Source organism: Pseudomonas sp. NPDC008258 (assembly GCF_042956345.1).
Lineage (GTDB): Bacteria > Pseudomonadota > Gammaproteobacteria > Pseudomonadales > Pseudomonadaceae > Aquipseudomonas.
In genome coordinates, this window is the sequence record NZ_JBIBGE010000050.1 from 1 (window position 1) to 17,333 (window position 17,333).

Below are 17,333 nucleotides of genomic sequence, written 5' to 3' on the forward strand. Positions count from 1 at the left end.
AGAACGCCGGTTTGTTGATGTGTTTGCTCGCACGAACATCATCCATCAAACCGGCGTTCTTGTTTCTGTCTTTCCCGGGATTCCGTGAAGAACCTAAAAAAACCGGCCATGAAGGCCGGTTTTTTTATGCGAGCGGCAATTACAGCTTGCCGGCGTTCTCGCTCAGGTAGGCAGCAACGCCTTCTGGCGAAGCGTTCATGCCTTTGTCGCCTTTTTTCCAGTTGGCAGGGCAAACTTCGCCGTGCTCTTCGTGGAACTGCAGGGCGTCAACCAGGCGCAGCAGCTCGTCCATGTTGCGGCCCAGTGGCAGGTCGTTGACGATCTGCGAACGGACAACACCGTTGGTGTCGATCAGGAAGGCGCCACGGAAGGCTACGCCGCCTTCGGACTCGACGTCGTAGGCTTTGCAGATTTCGTGGGTGATGTCGGCAGCCAGGGTGTACTTCACCTGACCGATGCCGCCGTTGTTGACCGGGGTGTTCCGCCAGGCGTTGTGGGTGAAGTGCGAGTCGATCGACACGCCGATCACTTCAACGTTGCGGGCCTGGAAGTCAGGGATGCGGTTGTCCAGGGCGATCAGCTCGGACGGGCAGACGAAGGTGAAGTCCAGCGGGTAGAAGAACACCAGGCCGTACTTGCCCTTGATGGCCGAAGCCAGGTTGAAGCTGTCGACGATCTCGCCATTGCCCAGCACAGCCGGAACGGTGAAATCGGGGGCTTTCTTACCAACGAGTACGCTCATTGTAATCTCCTGATGAGGGTGAAAAACCGTTTGCCGGGCCAGACGGGCTTGCCCGACATCCAACAAAGGCCGACCATCATACACGGCTTCTGATGACAGGCCGAATCCATCAGGCAAGCAACCGCCGGTCGCTCAAACACGGCCCTTCCAGAAAGTATTTTGACAAGCATTCTCATTAACATTAAGCTCCAACCCATCGACTCAACCAGCGATGGTCAGCCCTTATGTATGTGTGTCTTTGTGTCGGCGTCACCGACGGACAGATCCGCGATGCGATCTATGAAGGATGCTGCAGTTACAAGGAAGTGCGAGCCGCGACCAATGTCGCAAGCCAGTGTGGCAAATGTGCCTGCCTGGCCAAGCAGGTGGTCCGCGAGACCCTCACAGAGCTTCAGGTCAGCCAGGCAGCCCTGCCCTACCCCGTAGAATTTACTGCAGCCTGAAAACCCAGAATTCAAAGAACCGGACCCTGTGTCCGGTTTTTTTATGCCTTAAATTCAATAAGTTAGCCCCGCAACGCGGTTCACAAACATTCTTATTCCTATTAATTTTCACTTATTATTCAACAACTTAGGTTTGACACTCCTAAGTATCGGGCTCAAACTTCACTGTATTGGCACACTTCTACAGGGCAGGAACCCGCAATGAAAGGCGACGTAAGCGTCATCCAGCATCTCAACAAGATCCTCGGAAACGAGCTGGTCGCGATCAACCAGTACTTCCTGCACGCACGCATGTACGAAGATTGGGGCCTGAACAAACTCGGCAAGCTCGAGTACAAGGAATCCATCCACGCGATGAAAGACGCTGACAAACTGATCAAGCGTATTCTCTTCCTGGAAGGCATCCCGAACGTTCAGGACCTGGGCAAGCTGATGATCGGCGAGCACACCAAGGAAATGCTCGAGTGTGACCTGAAGCTCGAGAAGAAAGCCCTGGTAGACCTCAAGGCGGCCATTGCGCATTGCGAAACGGCTGGCGACTTCGGCTCGCGTGACATGCTTGAAGATATTCTCGAGTCAGAGGAAGAGCACATCGACTGGCTGGAAACCCAACTGGGGCTGATCGACAAGATCACTATCGAGAATTACCTGCAGTCGCAGATGGGCGAAGAGTAATTCTTCACCGCATAAAAAAACCCGCGATCCGCGGGTTTTTTTATGCTTGCCGGAAAATCAGGCTTCGGAAGCCTTGGCCTTCGCAGCCGCTTCCTTGATCAGGGTTTGCAACTCACCCTTCTCGAACATTTCCAGCATGATGTCGCTGCCGCCTACCAGCTCACCGGCTACCCACAGCTGCGGGAAGGTCGGCCAGTTGGCGTATTTTGGCAGGTTGGCACGGATTTCCGGGTTCTGCAGGATGTCGACGTAGGCGAACTTTTCGCCACAACCCATCACAGCTTGCGATGCCTTGGCCGAGAACCCGCACTGCGGGGCATTCGGCGAGCCTTTCATGTAAAGCAGAATGGTGTTGTTGGCAATCTGCTCTTTGATCGTTTCGATGATATCCATGTAGCACCTCGGCTGAACTTTCCGACGCGGTCGTCGGCACGGTGGCGCATTGTAACGGAAAGCCGAGCGGCGTGCTCGGCCTTACCATCGCTCATGCGGCCTCTACCTGCACGGGCACGCCATTGAGTGCAGCGTTGCCGGAAACCGCGTCCCGAAAGCGCTCGTCGGTCAGGTCATTGGCGCTCACGCCCGGTTGTGCCTGGGCGATCTGCATGTGCACGCCCTGGCGACCATGGCCGAAGCCATGGGGCAGGCTGACCACACCCGGCATCATGTCCTCGCAGGCCAATACCTCGACTTCGAGCGCCCCCGTGCGCGAGCGGATACGCACCCGCTGGCCGTCCTGCAGGTGCCGCTGCTGCAAGTCTTGCGGGTGCATCAACAACTGATGACGCGGCTTGCCTTTCACCAGGCGATGGAAATTGTGCATCCATGAGTTGTTGCTGCGCACATGTCGCCGGCCGATCAGCAACAGTTCGCCGGCTACCGGGGGCTCCTGTTGCGCCAGGCGCTGCAAGTCGTCCAGCAACACCTGGGGCGCCGCTTCCACAGCCTTGCTGGCAGTTGCCAGGCGCGCAGCGAGGTTGCTGCGCAAAGGGCCGAGATCAAGCCCGTGCGGGTGATTGGCCAGCGTTGACAGCGAGAGCTGCCAAGGCGTTGCCTCGCCGTATGGCCCCTTGCGCAATGCCATGTCGATCATCTGCGCCGGGGCCCAGGTCGGTTTCAACTCCAGCTCGGCTCGCCTGGCAAATGCCTGCGCCAGGCCGACGAATATTTCCCAATCGTGCAGCGCGCCTTCCGGCTTGGCCAGGATCGCCCGATTGAAGCGGGTGACGTTGCGCACGGCCAACAGGTTGAAGGTGCTGTCGTAGTGATCATTTTCCAGCGCTGAGGTGGAGGGCAGGATCAGGTCGGCATGGCGGGTGGTTTCGTTGATGTAGAGGTCGATGCTGAGCATGAATTCAAGCCCTTGCAGCGCCGTATCCAGTTGGCGACCGTTAGGCGTGGACAGCACGGGGTTGCCGGCCACTGTCACCAGGGCACGCACCTGCCCTTCGCCAGGTGTCAGCACCTCTTCGGCCAGGGCCGCTACGGGCAACTCGCCACCGTACTCGGGCAAGCCCGATACCCGACTTTGCCAGGCGTTGAAGTGGCCGCCAGAGGTGGTGGCGACCAGGTCGACAGCAGGCTCCGTGCACAACGCGCCGCCTTCACGATCGAGGTTGCCGGTCACCAGGTTGATCAGTTGCATCAGCCAGTGGCAGAGCGTACCGAAGGCCTGGGTGGAGACACCCATGCGGCCGTAGCACACGGCTTTTCCAGCGGCAGCGAAATCCCGTGCCAGCTGGCGGATATCCGTCGCGGCAATACCGCAGTGCGCACTCATGGCCTCGGCGCTGAAAGGCGCCAGTGCTTCGCGCACCTGCTGCAGGCCATTGACCGATAAATGCGAGCCCTGCCCCAGGCCCTCTTCGAACAGGGTATTGAGCAGGCTGCACAACAGGGCCGCATCCCCACCCGGGCGGATAAACAGGTGTGTATCGGCAATCGCCGCCGTTTCGCTGCGCCGGGGGTCTATGACTACCAGCCGCCCGCCCCGCCCACGCAGGGCCTTCAGGCGCTTTTCCACATCTGGCACGGTCATGATGCTGCCGTTGGAAGCCAGCGGGTTGCCACCGAGAATCAGCATGAAGTCGGTATGGTCGATGTCCGGGATCGGCAGCAGCAGGCCATGGCCGTACATCAGGTGGCTGACCAAATGTTGTGGTAACTGGTCCACCGAGGTGGCCGAAAAACGATTGCGTGTCTTGAGCAGGCCGAGGAAGTAGTTGCTGTGGGTCATCAAGCCATAGTTATGCACGCTCGGGTTGCCCTGGTACACCGCCACGGCATTGCGCCCGTGCGCCTGCTGGATCGCCCACAACTTGTCGGCGGCCAAGGCAAAGGCCTCATCCCAGCCGATGGCTTGCCAGCGCTCACCCACCCGCTTGTGCGGCTGACGCAAGCGGTCGGGGTCGCTCTGGATGTCCTGCAAGGCCACCGCCTTGGGGCAGACGTGGCCACGGCTGAATGGGTCCTGGGGGTCGCCTTTGATCGAACTGACAAGCGCCCGCCCGTCTTCCTCATGGCTGACTTCAATGTTCAGCCCGCAGATCGCCTCGCACAGGTGACAGGCACGGTGGTGCAGGGTCTTGGTCATGGCCGCCTCTGCCTTGTTGTTGTCGAACTGTGACTATGCGCCCGGCCCCCTCTGCCGGCCAGCGCGCTTCGCCGCGTGAATCCACCGACATCAGGCGCACGATTTGCGACAGCCATTTGCCAAATTGCCAGCAAGCCGTGTACAACCCTGTGTAGTAAATAAAAAACAGCACCGGCCAGCGGGTAGAGACACCCTTTGCAACATCCTTTCGAATAGGCCGCTGTTTCCCCCCTTGGCTTCAGGCGACATTTACTTATAATATTGCGCCTTTCCCTATTTCGTCCGCCCCGTGCGGCTTACGCCGCAGGTCACTCCCGTTGTCAAAAAAAACCATACGGTCGACCTGCATACCGTTGCAGATAAGGTAGTCAATCATGAGCGCTAGGCACTTTCTCTCCCTGCTGGACTTCACCACCGACGAATTGCTCGGGGTGATCCGCCGCGGCATCGAGCTGAAGGACCTGCGCAAACGAGGCGTGCTGTTCGAGCCCCTGAAGAACCGCGTGCTGGGCATGATCTTCGAGAAATCCTCGACCCGCACCCGCGTATCGTTCGAGGCCGGCATGATCCAGCTCGGTGGCCAGGCCATCTTCCTGTCGCCACGCGACACGCAACTGGGCCGTGGCGAGCCGATTGGTGACAGCGCCATCGTGCTGTCGAGCATGCTCGACGTGGTAATGATCCGTACCCACGCCCACAGCACGCTGACCGAATTCGCCGCCAAATCGCGCGTGCCGGTGATCAACGGCCTGTCCGACGAGTCGCACCCATGCCAGCTGCTGGCCGACATGCAGACGTTCCTTGAACACCGCGGCTCGATCCAGGGCAAGACCGTGACCTGGATCGGCGATGGCTTCAACATGTGCAACTCTTATATCGAGGCCGCCCGGCAGTTCGATTTCCAGCTGCGCATCGCCTGCCCGGAAGGCTACGAGCCGGATGAACGCTTCATGGCCCTGGGCGGCGACCGCGTGCAGATCATCCGTGATGCCAAGGAAGCCGTGCGTGGCGCACACCTGGTTGTCACCGATGTCTGGACTTCGATGGGCCAAGAGGAGGAAACTGCACGGCGCCTGGCGCATTTCGCGCCTTACCAGGTCACCCGCGAACTGCTCGACCTGGCGGCACCCGATGTCCTCTTCATGCACTGCCTGCCCGCCCACCGTGGCGAGGAAATCAGCCAGGACCTGCTCGACGACCCACGTTCGGTCGCCTGGGACGAGGCTGAAAACCGCCTGCATGCACAGAAGGCGCTTCTCGAATTCCTTGTAGAACCGGCTTACCACCACGCATGAGTCAACCCCTACTGCTCAACCTGCGCAACCTTGCCTGTGGCTATGGCGACCAGCGCATCGTCCAGAACCTCAACCTGCACCTGAACGCAGGCGACATCGGTTGCCTGCTGGGTTCATCCGGTTGTGGCAAAACCACTACCCTGCGCGCCATTGCCGGCTTTGAACCGGTGCACGCAGGTGAGATCCAGCTGGCTGGGGACGTCATTTCCCGCGCTGGCTTCACCCTGGCCCCGGAAAAGCGCCGCATCGGCATGGTGTTCCAGGACTACGCGCTGTTCCCGCACCTGACCGTGGCGCAGAACATTGCCTTTGGCATCGCCAAGCACCCGCGACAGGCCGAGGTCATCGAAGAGATGCTCGAGCTGGTCAAGCTGGGCGGCCTGGGCGGGCGTTATCCCCATGAGCTTTCTGGCGGCCAGCAGCAACGGGTCGCACTGGCCCGTGCGCTGGCGCCTGAGCCTCAGTTGCTGCTGCTCGACGAACCGTTTTCCAACCTTGACGTCGAGCTGCGCCGGCGCCTGAGCCATGAGGTTCGCGACATTCTCAAGAGCCGCGGCACCAGCGCCATCCTGGTGACCCATGACCAGGAAGAAGCCTTTGCCGTCAGCGACCAGGTAGGCGTGTTCAAGGAAGGCCGGCTGGAGCAGTGGGATACGCCCTACAATCTTTACCACGAGCCGCAGACGCCGTTCGTGGCCAGCTTCGTTGGCCAGGGCTACTTCATTCGTGGGCAGATGAGCAGCCACGAAGCTGTCACTACCGAACTGGGTGAACTGCGCGGCAACCGCGCCTACACCATGGCGCAGGGCAGCTCGGTGGATGTGCTGCTGCGCCCCGACGATATCGTTCATGCACCAGACAGCCCGCTGCGGGCGGCCATCGTTGGCAAGAGTTTCCTTGGAGCATCGACCTTGTACCGCCTGCAGTTGCCAACCGGCAGCCAGCTGGAAGCGATCTTCCCCAGCCATGTCGACCATCAGGTCGGTGGCGATGTGGGGATTGCGGTGAAGGCCGATCACCTGGTGCTGTTCCCGGTGCCGGGCAGTGTGGCGGCGCAGTTGCCGCGGCAGGAAAACGGCGTGCGGCGGTACAGTTCGGCGACCTGATCGTGAATCCTGGGGCCGCTTTGCGGCCCATCGCCGGCAAGCCAGCTCCCACAGGATCACCACAAGCCCTGAAGGCAGCGCTGTACCTGTGGGAGCTGGCTTGCCGGCGATGGGCCGCAGGGCAGCCCCAAAAATCTCAGCCCCGGCCGATCCCGGCAAACTTGCCCTGGGTATGCTCGGCCAGCACCGCTGCCGCCAACTCCACCTCCAGCCCACGCCGTCCAGCACTGACATGGATGGTTGCAAAGTTCTGCGCTGAATCGTCGATGAACGTGCGCAGACGTTTCTTCTGCCCCAAAGGGCTGATCCCGCCGACCAGATAACCCGTGGCCCGTTGCGCTGCCGCAGGGTCCGCCATCTCGCATTTCTTTACCCCGGCAGCATGGGCCAGGGCCTTGAGGTCCAGCGTACCGACCACAGGCACAACCGCCACCAGCAACTCGCCCTTCTCACTGCTTGCCAGCAAGGTCTTGAACACCTGCTGTGGATCAAGCCCGAGCTTTTCCGCCGCCTCCAGGCCGTAGGAAGCCGATTTCGGGTCATGCTCGTAACTGTGCACGCGGTGCTCGGCACGGTGCTTCTTCAACAGGTCTAGGGCGGGGGTCATGCAAGGGCTCCGGTCTGGGACGGCTCGGCGGCTACTTTAGGACAATTCCCACAGTGCAGCCAGCGCACCGCAATCGCACACGTCTAGTACGGGGATCCGCAGCTGATTTTAGCGGCCATTTCGTGACTGGTCGTTCACTTTCGACCTTTGACATCAGCGTTTCTTGTCTATATTTTTTCGCTTCTGAACAAATGGCGCACTTTTAAGGTGCGTTTCCTGTATCTGCCCGGGGTCAATGGGGATCGGCACCGGGCTTTGCTGTCGAGCGCCACGCGCCTCACAACAAAAAAAACGAGGTCATACATGACGACTGCTCTACGCCAACCCACGCTGTCCAACCAATGCCTGGCCGAGTTCCTCGGCACCGCACTGTTGATCTTCTTCGGTACCGGCTGTGTTGCCGCGCTCAAAGTCGCTGGCGCCAGCTTCGGCCTGTGGGAAATCAGCATCATCTGGGGCGTCGGCGTAAGCATGGCCATCTACCTCACTGCCGGCATTTCCGGTGCACACCTGAACCCGGCCGTCAGCATCGCCCTCACCCTGTTCGCCGGTTTTGACAAACGCAAGCTGCCTTTCTACATGCTGGCCCAGGTATGCGGTGCGTTCTGTGGCGCTGCCCTCGTCTACACCTTGTACAGCAGCCTGTTCTTCGATTTCGAACAGGCCCACGCCATGTTACGCGGTAGCGAAGCCAGCCTGGAACTGGCCTCGGTGTTCTCCACCTACCCACACCCTTCACTGTCCACCGGCCAGGCGTTTATGGTTGAAGTGGTGATCACTGCCATCCTGATGGCGGTGATCATGGCCCTCACTGACGACAACAACGGCTTGCCCCGCGGCGCCATGGCACCGCTGCTGATCGGCCTGCTGATCGCCGTGATCGGCAGCGCCATGGGCCCGCTGACCGGCTTTGCCATGAACCCTGCGCGCGATTTCGGGCCAAAACTCATGACCTTCCTGGCCGGTTGGGGCGAAATCGCCTTCACTGGCGGGCGGGACATCCCCTATTTCCTGGTTCCGGTGCTGGCACCGATCCTTGGTGCTTGCCTGGGCGCCGCGACCTATCGCGGCCTGATTGCCCGCAACCTGCCGATGGCGCCTGCCGCGAACCCTGAGACAAATGACAACCGCCAGGGCGATACTCAAGTCAATTGATGCCGGCATCACGCCCAGCCCTGACCCCTATTTTTGCAAGGCCTACGACCATGACAGACACCCAGGATAAGAACTACATCATCGCCCTGGACCAGGGCACCACCAGTTCGCGGGCCATCATTTTCGACCGCGATGCCAATGTGGTGGGTACCTCCCAGCGCGAGTTCGCCCAGCACTACCCGCAGGCGGGCTGGGTTGAACACGACCCGATGGAAATCTTCGCCACACAGAGCGCGACCATGGTCGAGGCCTTGGCCCAGGCTGGCATCAGCCACGCCCAGGTTGCCGCAATCGGTATCACCAACCAGCGTGAAACCACCGTGGTGTGGGACAAGGAAACCGGCCGCCCGGTGTACAACGCCGTCGTCTGGCAGTGCCGCCGCAGTACCGAAATCTGTGCCCAGCTCAAGCGTGACGGCCATGAGGACTACATTCGCGAAACCACCGGCCTGGTCACCGACCCGTATTTCTCCGGCACCAAGCTGAAGTGGATCCTCGACAACGTCGAAGGTGCCCGTGAACGCGCCGAGCGCGGCGAACTGCTGTTCGGCACCATCGATACCTGGCTGATCTGGAAGTTTTCCGGTGGCAAGGTGCACGTCACCGACTACACCAACGCCTCGCGCACGCTGATGTTCAACATCCATAGCCTGCAGTGGGACGACAAGCTGCTGGAAATCCTGGGTATCCCGCGGCAGATGCTGCCCGAGGTTCGCCCTTCCTCCGAGGTGTACGGCCACACCAAGAGCGGCATTGCCATCGCCGGTATCGCGGGTGACCAGCAATCGGCGCTGTTCGGCCAGATGTGCGTGGAGCCGGGCCAGGCCAAGAACACCTATGGCACCGGTTGCTTCCTGCTGATGAACACTGGCGCCCAGGCGGTGAAGTCGTCGCACGGCCTGCTCACCACCATTGCTTGCGGCCCACGCGGCGAAGTGGCCTATGCACTTGAAGGTGCGGTGTTCAACGGTGGTTCCACCGTACAGTGGCTGCGCGACGAGCTGAAGATCGTCAACGACGCGCTGGATACCGAATACTTTGCCAGCAAGGTCAAGGACAGCAATGGCGTGTATCTGGTACCCGCCTTTACCGGCCTGGGTGCGCCATACTGGGACCCGTATGCCCGCGGTGCGCTGTTCGGCCTGACCCGTGGCGTGAAAGTGGACCACATCATCCGCGCCGCGCTGGAGTCGATCGCCTACCAGACCCGCGACGTGCTCGATGCCATGCAGCAGGACTGTGGCCAGCGCCTGTCAGAGCTACGCGTGGACGGTGGCGCGGTGGCCAACAACTTCCTCATGCAATTCCAGGCCGACATCCTGGGTACCTGCGTCGAGCGCCCGAAAATGCGCGAAACCACAGCCCTGGGCGCCGCTTACCTGGCCGGCCTGGCTTGCGGCTTCTGGAGCGGGCTGGACGAACTGCGGGACAAGGCAATCATCGAGCGCGAGTTCAGCCCACAACTGGACGAAACGCAGAAAGAGAAGCTGTATGCCGGCTGGAAGAAGGCCGTCGAACGTACCCGTGACTGGGAAGATCACGAGGCCTGAAGCGCCTGAGCAATGCTGCGGCCCCTGTGGGAGCGGGCAAGCCCGCGAATCAGGCGCCGCGCAGCTTGGCACGGGCTTCGCCCGTGTTCGCGGGCAAGCCCGCTCCCACAGAGATTCAGGCAAGCACCAGGAAGTTGAGGCTATTCGTCCACTGGCCGTCATCCTCTTCCTACGGCATCATTGCAGAATTTGTCCGGCAGCCCCAAAGGACCGCCCATGAATCTGCCCCCCCGCCAACAACAAATCCTCGAACTGGTGCGCGAGCGCGGTTATGTCAGTATCGAAGAAATGGCGCAGCTGTTCGTCGTGACACCGCAAACCATCCGTCGTGACATCAACCAGCTTGCCGAGCTCAACCTGCTACGCCGTTACCACGGCGGCGCGGCTTACGATTCGAGCATCGAAAACACCGCCTACGCGATGCGTGCCGACCAGATGCGCGACGAAAAGCAACGCATCGCCGAAGCCGTGGCGCGACAGATTCCCGATCATGCCTCGGTGTTCATCAACATCGGCACCACCACTGAATCCATCGCCCGTGCACTGCTGAACCACAACCACCTGAAGGTCATCACCAACAATTTGCACGTGGCTGCAATCCTCGCCGCCAAGGACGATTTCGAAGTGCTGGTGGCGGGTGGCACGGTGCGCCGCGACGGTGGTGTGGTGGGCCAGGCCAGCGTCGACTTCATCAACCAGTTCAAGGTCGACTTCGCCCTGGTGGGCATCAGCGGTATCGACGAGGACGGCAGCCTGCTCGACTTCGACTATCAGGAAGTGCGGGTATCCCAGGCGATCATCGCCAATGCCCGACAAGTGATCCTCGCTGCCGACTCCAGCAAATTCGGGCGCAACGCCATGGTGCGCCTGGGCTCCATCAGCCTGGTCGACTGCCTGGTGACCGACCAGGCGCCCACCCCCACCCTCACCCAGTTGCTCAACCAGTACAAGATACGCCTCGACGTGGTTTGAGCAGCAAACGGGCCGTCTGGCGGCCCGTCATTTTCGATAATGTTCACTTTATTGTCATCTGATCAGTTTTTTCTATAAAGACTGACTGGCGACCCGCCTTCTGTTGCGCTAGTATTTTCGCAAACGAACATCGATGTTCATATTCGATGCTGCCAGCCTCAGGAGGCCTTGCCCGTGTCCCAGCCCGTTTCGTCCCAGCCACCACTCGCCGACTGCTATGATCTCGCCGTGATCGGCGGTGGCATCAATGGCGTGGGCATCGCTGCCGACGCCGCGGGTCGTGGCCTGAAGGTTTTCCTTTGCGAAAAGGACGATCTGGCCCAGCACACCTCGTCGGCCAGCAGCAAGCTGATCCACGGTGGCCTGCGTTACCTGGAGCATTACGAGTTCCGCTTGGTCCGCGAGGCACTGGCCGAACGCGAAGTGCTGCTGGCCAAGGCCCCGCACATCGTCAAACCGATGCGCTTCGTGCTGCCACACCGCCCACACCTGCGCCCGGCCTGGATGATTCGCGCCGGCCTGTTCCTGTACGACCACCTGGGCAAGCGCAAGCGCCTGGGTGCCTCACGCAGCCTGCGCTTTGGCCCGGGGTACCCGCTCAAGCCTTCGATCACCCGTGGTTTCGAGTACGCTGACTGCGCCGTCGACGACGCCCGCCTGGTGGTACTCAACGCCATGGTCGCCCGTGAACACGGCGCCCACCTCCACACCCGCACCCGCTGCTTGCGCGCCGAGCGTATCGACGGCCTGTGGCGGGTCGAACTGCAACATGCCGATGGCACCTTGCAGACCATTCAGGCCCGCGCCCTGGTCAATGCTGCCGGCCCTTGGGTTGCCAGCTTCATCAAGGACGACCTCAAGCTCGACGCACCGTATGGCATCCGCCTGATCCAGGGTAGCCACCTGATCGTGCCCCGCCTGTATGAAGGCGAACACGCCTATATCCTGCAGAACGAGGACCAGCGGATCGTCTTCTGCATCCCCTACCTGGAGCGTTTTACCCTGATCGGCACTACCGATCGCGAATACAGCGGTGACCCGGCCAAGGTTGCAATCACCGATCAGGAAACCGACTACCTGCTGAACGTAGTCAACGCGCACTTCAACCAACCGCTCAGCCGCAGCGACATCCTGCACACGTACTCCGGTGTTCGCCCCCTGTGTAACGATGAGTCGGACAACCCGTCCGCCGTTACCCGTGACTACACCCTGGCGCTGTCCGCTAGCGACAGCCAGGCGCCGTTGCTGTCGGTGTTCGGTGGCAAGCTGACCACCTACCGCAAGCTGGCCGAGTCGGCGATGGCGGAACTCAAGCCGTTCTTCCCGCAGATGCGCGGCAGCTGGACTGCCACGGCGCCGCTGCCGGGGGGCGAGAACATGACCACCGTGCAGGCATTGACCGATGCAGTGCAGGCACGCTGTGGCTGGCTCCCGGCAGATATTGCCAAACGCTGGGTACTGGCCTACGGCAGCCGCGTGTGGCGCCTGCTGGACGGTGTCCACGGCCCCGAAGACCTGGGCCAGGCGATTGGCGCCGGCCTCTTCGCCCGTGAGGTCGATTACCTGATGCAGGAAGAATGGGCCGAACACCCCGATGACATTCTGTGGCGTCGCAGCAAACTCGGCTTGTCGATGACCGCACAGGAGCAACAGGTACTGCTGGGCTACCTGCAACGCGCCAGCAAGGCGCGCGCAGACAGCCGCGCTGCCTGACTGCCCCCGCACCGGGAAGCCTCAGCGGTTGTTGTGCAACCACCGCTGGGAGGCTTCCCGCGCCAAACGTGCAATCAATGCACGCTCAGCCTGTTCGTAATCGGCCTTCAACGCCTGACACCGCTGCAGGTACTGCCACTCATCGATCACGTTTTCGTCCGCCTGGGCCTGAAGCGAATCCAGACGCGCCTGCAATGGCTGCAAGGCTTCTTCGAAACGCTGCGCGTAGGCCTCCCGCGCATGCTGCTCCCAGAATGGCCGTTGCGACAGCGAGGCAATCAACGTATCGGCATTTTCAGCCTCCAGCACCTGGTCCTGAACCCGTAACAGGTCACGGGGCGTAACATTGGCAAAGCCCGGGTAGTGCATGTCATCACTCTCGACTGGCAAACCGAGTGCACGTGAGAGCCGCAGGCGATAGAACAGCCTAACCTCGATTTCGTCGACCAATACAAGCTGCTCGGCATGCATACGCTGAATGTGCAACGCAGCAAGCCGGTCGACCTCATCCAGGCGGTACAGGCCGCGCGCAAGGCGGAGCAGGCGGGCTTCACGCTGCGCAGGCAGCGCGTCCTCCAGCGCACGTTCTACCGTCACGCCGAGTTCCAGTTGTTCAAGCAGGAACAGCATCCTGTCTTCACATGTACGTGGTCCAGACGCCTCCAGGAAAAGACGCTGCCGCAACTGTTCGTGGTGCCGGCAGGCCTCCATTATCCGCCAGATACGGGTACGGTAATGCCCGGGATGACGCTCGAAATCATCCGCGCTGGCAAAGTCGGCAAGAAAGCGGAACAGGCCGATGGACTGAGGTTCCTGCCGCAGGTCCTGCCAAGTATCCAGTAGGCGATCGCGCTCCGTGCCCGTCGCCATGCCAGCCCAGGTGTCGAACAGCTCGTCCGTGAATGGCTGATGCCGCACGGAGGACGAGCCACGCTGCCCTGCTGTTACGCCACGGGCTTCGTCCAGCAAGGCCTCATCGGCTTCGCCCAATGGGTTGTCGTGCAATGACATCTGGCCTATCTGCAAGCGTAATTGACGCAGCTCCTGGCGCAGTTCCCGGATACGGTTGTTGCGCAGATCGACAGTGGCGCGAAATGAAACCCGATCTGGAACTTCCGAAAGGCCGACCCATCGCAAGTTGACTTCACGCAGGTGGGCAAGGCGGGTCAGAACCGGGGCACGGCCCAGCGGATTATGGCTCAGGTCCAGTTGTTGCAGTGAATCGAGGCGGGTCAAGCGCAGTTCTCCAGGGGCATCGAGCACCACCCTGTTACCTTGCAGGTGTAACCGACGCAGTCGCTGCATCTGTTCGATGCCCTGGGGGATCGTGGTCAACCGGTTGCCGGAAAGGTCCAGCTCCACAAGGTTGGGGAAGCGCTGGAGAAAGTCGGAAGAGATTTCCTGCAGCCCCAGGTCACGCAGCACCAGGCGCCGCACATGGTCATAGCGTACGCCGGGGGGCAGGTCAGGCAGGCTGCCGACTCGCTCACCGTCAATCACCAGCACATAGTCACCGCCCAGATCGGTGATCTTGCGCCGCCAACTGCGTCGCAATGCGGTGGCAACCCGTCGACGACGCATTGCCTCCAGTGGGTTGCCCGTGTCACGCCGCCACTGCCGAAGGCTGGCGCGTAAACCCGCCAGCTGATCCCTGAGTTCGCTGTAGTGCGCCCACAAGCCCACCCTCCGGCTCATCAGGTCCAGCAGATAGGCGTCCAGCTCGCCCTCTTCCAGGGTGGGGAAAATCTGATGAATTCCCCGGGCGATAGCCCTACGGGTACTGCCTTGGCCACCGCTAAGGGTATAGCCGAGGCGCCCGTCGCCAAACCGGCGCGGTGGGCGCAACCCTTCGCCCAGGCGCACCATGGCGCAAAGTTCGGCTGCCTGCGTACGGTTCTGCGAGGCGGCTTCGGCCAAACGCTCGCCCAAGGCGGCGGGCGTGACTATCGCATCCCCCAGTGCCGACTTCTGCTCATCGCTCAAGGTGGCCAGCAGGGCTTGCATGAATGTCCCCGATAGCGGTGGTTCGACAACCCTGTATTCACTGCCGGAGCGCAGGATGCAGCGCACATGCCCGGCGCCGTCACGGCCTGCACTGGCCAGCACCCGTCCGTTGGGGCTGGTTTCGCGCAGCTCTACCCGCAGGCTGTCAGGCCAGGTATTCAGGCGCTCCAGCAAACCCAGCGCCAAGCGCTCGGTATCGGGGCTTACACAACGCGGCAGTTGCAAACCAGCGCAGGCCTTGTCCAACCGGCTTTCACGCAACATCCAGCGCGCACGCTCTGCCACGGCCAAGGGAATGCGCCGCAGCTCGCCCATCATGTCGAGCTGGGCGCCAGTGCTTTGCTGCAACACCTCCTGCGTGGCACGCGTCGACAAGCCTGGAAACGCACGCTGCAACAGCCGTTCGCTGGCGTTCGGTTGCGTTTGCCGCGCCGCTACACGCTGCGCCACGGCCGGTGCGCTCAGGTCCGGATGCAGGTCGTGCACATGCTTGAGTTCCAGGGCATCCAGCAAACGCGCGGGGGCTTCCACGTTCTCCAGGTGCAGGCGACGCAACTGCGCTTCGCTGAGGCCGGTCACCTGCAGCAGGTACTCACAGGTGGCATCCGGGAGTTCGGACAGCCGCGCACTGAAGCGTCGCACCAGGTTTGCCCGCCCGCTCCACAGCTGAGGCGCTTCCAGCTCGTGCCGCCACCCACCACTGCCGTTGGCCTCGATCAACGGCTGATACGCGTTGGAACGGCCAGGATGCTGGATTCTCGACGCTCCCTCTTTCGGCTCATCGATAACCCTGTAGTGACGCTCATTCACCCGCCACACCCATTCACTACCCCCTGAGCCTGGCCGGGGTTGGGCGTGGTAACCGGGCAGGTCCGCCGCCATCAACCTGGTGTGACCGGCCGATGCCTGCACCGGCACCAGTCCATCGACGAAGGCAACGCGCTCCAGCGCCCGCTGGCCTAGCTGACTGCCCTTGGCGATCAAAGCACCAATCACCACGTTCTCGGCAACATTGAAAAGATGATCCATTGCCCCTTCACGATCACCGATACGCCAGTCCTGGTAGCCTTCGTAGACCTCGTCGGCAATCTGCAGCACATTGGCCACAAGCATCACCTCGCCAAGGCCCGGCACAAAAAAGCCTGCCAGGTTCAGCACGTTCAGGCCCAGTTCGAGGTAACCCTGCAGCCGTGCATTGCGGTCGGCTTCGTCTTCCACGCCAGTAGGCACTGCGAGCACCATGGCATCGTCGATACGCTTGTCCACGTATTGCTTGCGCAGGTACTCGAAGATTGGCATGGCGATCGGTGCGTCCCTGGCATCAAGCTCCACGCCGGCGACCGGGGCCTGGTCGACGCGCGCGGCCAGCACCCGGTAGAAGTTGATACGATCGCGCTCGGCGATGAAGCGCGCAAAGAACCTGCGGTAGGCAGGGTCGAGAAAACGCAGCCCCAGCCAGCGGTTCAGCGCGGCCCAACTGGCATGGCACGATACGGGGGTTTGTGGATCGTCTGGTATCCACAGAATCACCGCCTCCACGGGCTGGTCAGGCGCAGGCCGCACCTCCAGGGTCAAAACCCCGAAGATGCGCCGCCCCATCAGATACAGCTGACGCGGCACCACGCTGGCTTCAAGTGCGGGCACCACCGGTTGCTCGGCCATGATCGGCAGCATCAGCAGGAAGGCGCGCTCATCAAGGTCACGTTTCAGCGCCGCTATGCGCACGGCCACCTCAAAATTGTTACGAAAACATTCCTGGATCAGCGTATTCAGCCGCGCGGTCGCGTCGCCTTGCGCCTCCCCTGACGCGCTGGACGGTTCAAAGTGTTCTTTCAACGCTTCCTGGTAACGGCGACCAGCGTCCACTTCGCGACACACCCCGGCAAAAGCCTCCAGGCCCAACGGCAGGCGGCGACCGTTACGGTCAATCAGGTCGCCCCTGCGGTGCGGTGCGGGCCGCGTTTCGCTGCGGTGAAAGTTGTGCAGTGCCGCTTCCAGCAAAGAACGCTTGGAGCGCCGTACGAACATGGGTTGCGGCAGCACGGGCGAACCGGTCGGCAGCACCAAGCGTTGCGAGACCCGCACTTTGCTCTGACGCACATCGGGGTGGGCAATGCCTGCCCTGCGCAGTGCATCATCAAGCAAGTCTGCGACGAAGGTATCCAGGGGAGGGATGGCGCCCAGCACGCGTTCCAGGCTGCGCGTATTGTGCGCCTGTCGGCGTAGCGCCCGGCGCAGCGCCGGAAGCCGGTCAGGGTTGGCATGGTCGACCAGCCAGCCTGGCACACGTTGGGCGATCAGGCTGTCGATGGATTCGGGGTTGGCTAGTGCATCAGTCATGTCGGCATCTCTGTGGATAGAAACGCCAGCACACCACCCTCCCGCCCCCTGGACGCACTGCATAGCTGCCACCCTTCCTGCCGCCGCCACCCAGCGAGCGCAAACCGTTCGGATTGCCGATTGCATCTTGTGCAATTC

General features: G+C 61.6%; 13 protein-coding genes. 8 read left to right on the forward strand and 5 right to left on the reverse strand.

What is annotated here, in order from left to right:
• Positions 1-139 precede the first annotated feature (139 nt).
• A complete protein-coding gene (locus ACFY9W_RS27080; protein WP_264360545.1) occupies positions 140-742 on the reverse strand; it encodes a peroxiredoxin in 603 nt (200 codons plus the stop codon).
• 224 nt (positions 743-966) lie between these two features.
• Here ACFY9W_RS27080 and ACFY9W_RS27085 point away from each other — a divergent pair, with 224 nt between their 5' ends.
• Positions 967-1,185: a bacterioferritin-associated ferredoxin gene (locus ACFY9W_RS27085; RefSeq protein WP_045185737.1), complete on the forward strand. Its 219-nt coding sequence runs from the start codon at positions 967-969 to the stop codon at positions 1,183-1,185.
• A 201-nt stretch (positions 1,186-1,386) separates the two neighbouring features.
• Positions 1,387-1,860 carry a bacterioferritin gene (bfr, locus tag ACFY9W_RS27090; RefSeq protein ID WP_060497889.1) on the forward strand — a complete coding sequence of 158 codons (474 nt, stop codon included), beginning with the start codon at positions 1,387-1,389 and terminating at the stop codon, positions 1,858-1,860.
• A 57-nt stretch (positions 1,861-1,917) separates the two neighbouring features.
• Here the strand turns inward: bfr and grxD are convergent, their stop codons facing one another.
• Positions 1,918-2,253 carry a Grx4 family monothiol glutaredoxin gene (gene grxD, locus ACFY9W_RS27095; protein ID WP_056802131.1) on the reverse strand — a complete coding sequence of 112 codons (336 nt, stop codon included), beginning with the start codon at positions 2,251-2,253 and terminating at the stop codon, positions 1,918-1,920.
• A gap of 91 nt (positions 2,254-2,344) precedes the next feature.
• Positions 2,345-4,453 carry a molybdopterin-dependent oxidoreductase gene (locus ACFY9W_RS27100; RefSeq protein ID WP_391137312.1) on the reverse strand — a complete coding sequence of 703 codons (2,109 nt, stop codon included), beginning with the start codon at positions 4,451-4,453 and terminating at the stop codon, positions 2,345-2,347.
• 374 nt (positions 4,454-4,827) lie between these two features.
• Here ACFY9W_RS27100 and argF point away from each other — a divergent pair, with 374 nt between their 5' ends.
• Together argF and ACFY9W_RS27110 are read left to right on the forward strand one after the other, a co-directional pair.
• A complete protein-coding gene (argF, locus tag ACFY9W_RS27105; protein ID WP_105945840.1) occupies positions 4,828-5,748 on the forward strand; it encodes an ornithine carbamoyltransferase in 921 nt (306 codons plus the stop codon).
• Positions 5,745-6,854, forward strand: a complete 1,110-nt coding sequence (locus ACFY9W_RS27110; protein WP_391137316.1) for an ATP-binding cassette domain-containing protein — start codon at positions 5,745-5,747, stop codon at positions 6,852-6,854. The genes argF and ACFY9W_RS27110 overlap by 4 nt, the downstream gene beginning before the upstream one ends.
• Positions 6,855-6,990: 136 nt before the next feature.
• On the opposite strand, the gene ybaK is transcribed toward ACFY9W_RS27110, so the two are convergent.
• Positions 6,991-7,461, reverse strand: a complete 471-nt coding sequence (gene ybaK, locus ACFY9W_RS27115; RefSeq protein ID WP_016488787.1) for a Cys-tRNA(Pro) deacylase — start codon at positions 7,459-7,461, stop codon at positions 6,991-6,993.
• Between the two features lie 303 nt (positions 7,462-7,764).
• On the opposite strand from ybaK, the gene ACFY9W_RS27120 reads away from it, so the two are divergent.
• From ACFY9W_RS27120 to glpD, 4 genes are all read left to right on the forward strand, one after another.
• Positions 7,765-8,616, forward strand: coding sequence for an MIP family channel protein (locus tag ACFY9W_RS27120; RefSeq protein ID WP_391137320.1), 852 nt, complete (start codon positions 7,765-7,767; stop codon positions 8,614-8,616).
• Between the two features lie 50 nt (positions 8,617-8,666).
• Positions 8,667-10,166 (forward strand): glycerol kinase GlpK, encoded by a 1,500-nt coding sequence (gene glpK / locus ACFY9W_RS27125; protein ID WP_391137323.1) that lies wholly within the window; start codon positions 8,667-8,669, stop codon positions 10,164-10,166.
• A gap of 216 nt (positions 10,167-10,382) precedes the next feature.
• Positions 10,383-11,138 carry a DNA-binding transcriptional repressor GlpR gene (gene glpR, locus ACFY9W_RS27130; protein ID WP_391137326.1) on the forward strand — a complete coding sequence of 252 codons (756 nt, stop codon included), beginning with the start codon at positions 10,383-10,385 and terminating at the stop codon, positions 11,136-11,138.
• A 174-nt stretch (positions 11,139-11,312) separates the two neighbouring features.
• The gene (glpD, locus tag ACFY9W_RS27135; protein ID WP_391137330.1) at positions 11,313-12,851 is read left to right on the forward strand and encodes a glycerol-3-phosphate dehydrogenase; all 1,539 of its coding nucleotides are present in this window, start codon (positions 11,313-11,315) and stop codon (positions 12,849-12,851) included.
• A 21-nt stretch (positions 12,852-12,872) separates the two neighbouring features.
• On the opposite strand, the gene ACFY9W_RS27140 is transcribed toward glpD, so the two are convergent.
• The gene (locus ACFY9W_RS27140) at positions 12,873-17,195 is read right to left on the reverse strand and encodes an NEL-type E3 ubiquitin ligase domain-containing protein (RefSeq protein ID WP_391137333.1); all 4,323 of its coding nucleotides are present in this window, start codon (positions 17,193-17,195) and stop codon (positions 12,873-12,875) included.
• Positions 17,196-17,333 lie beyond the last annotated feature (138 nt).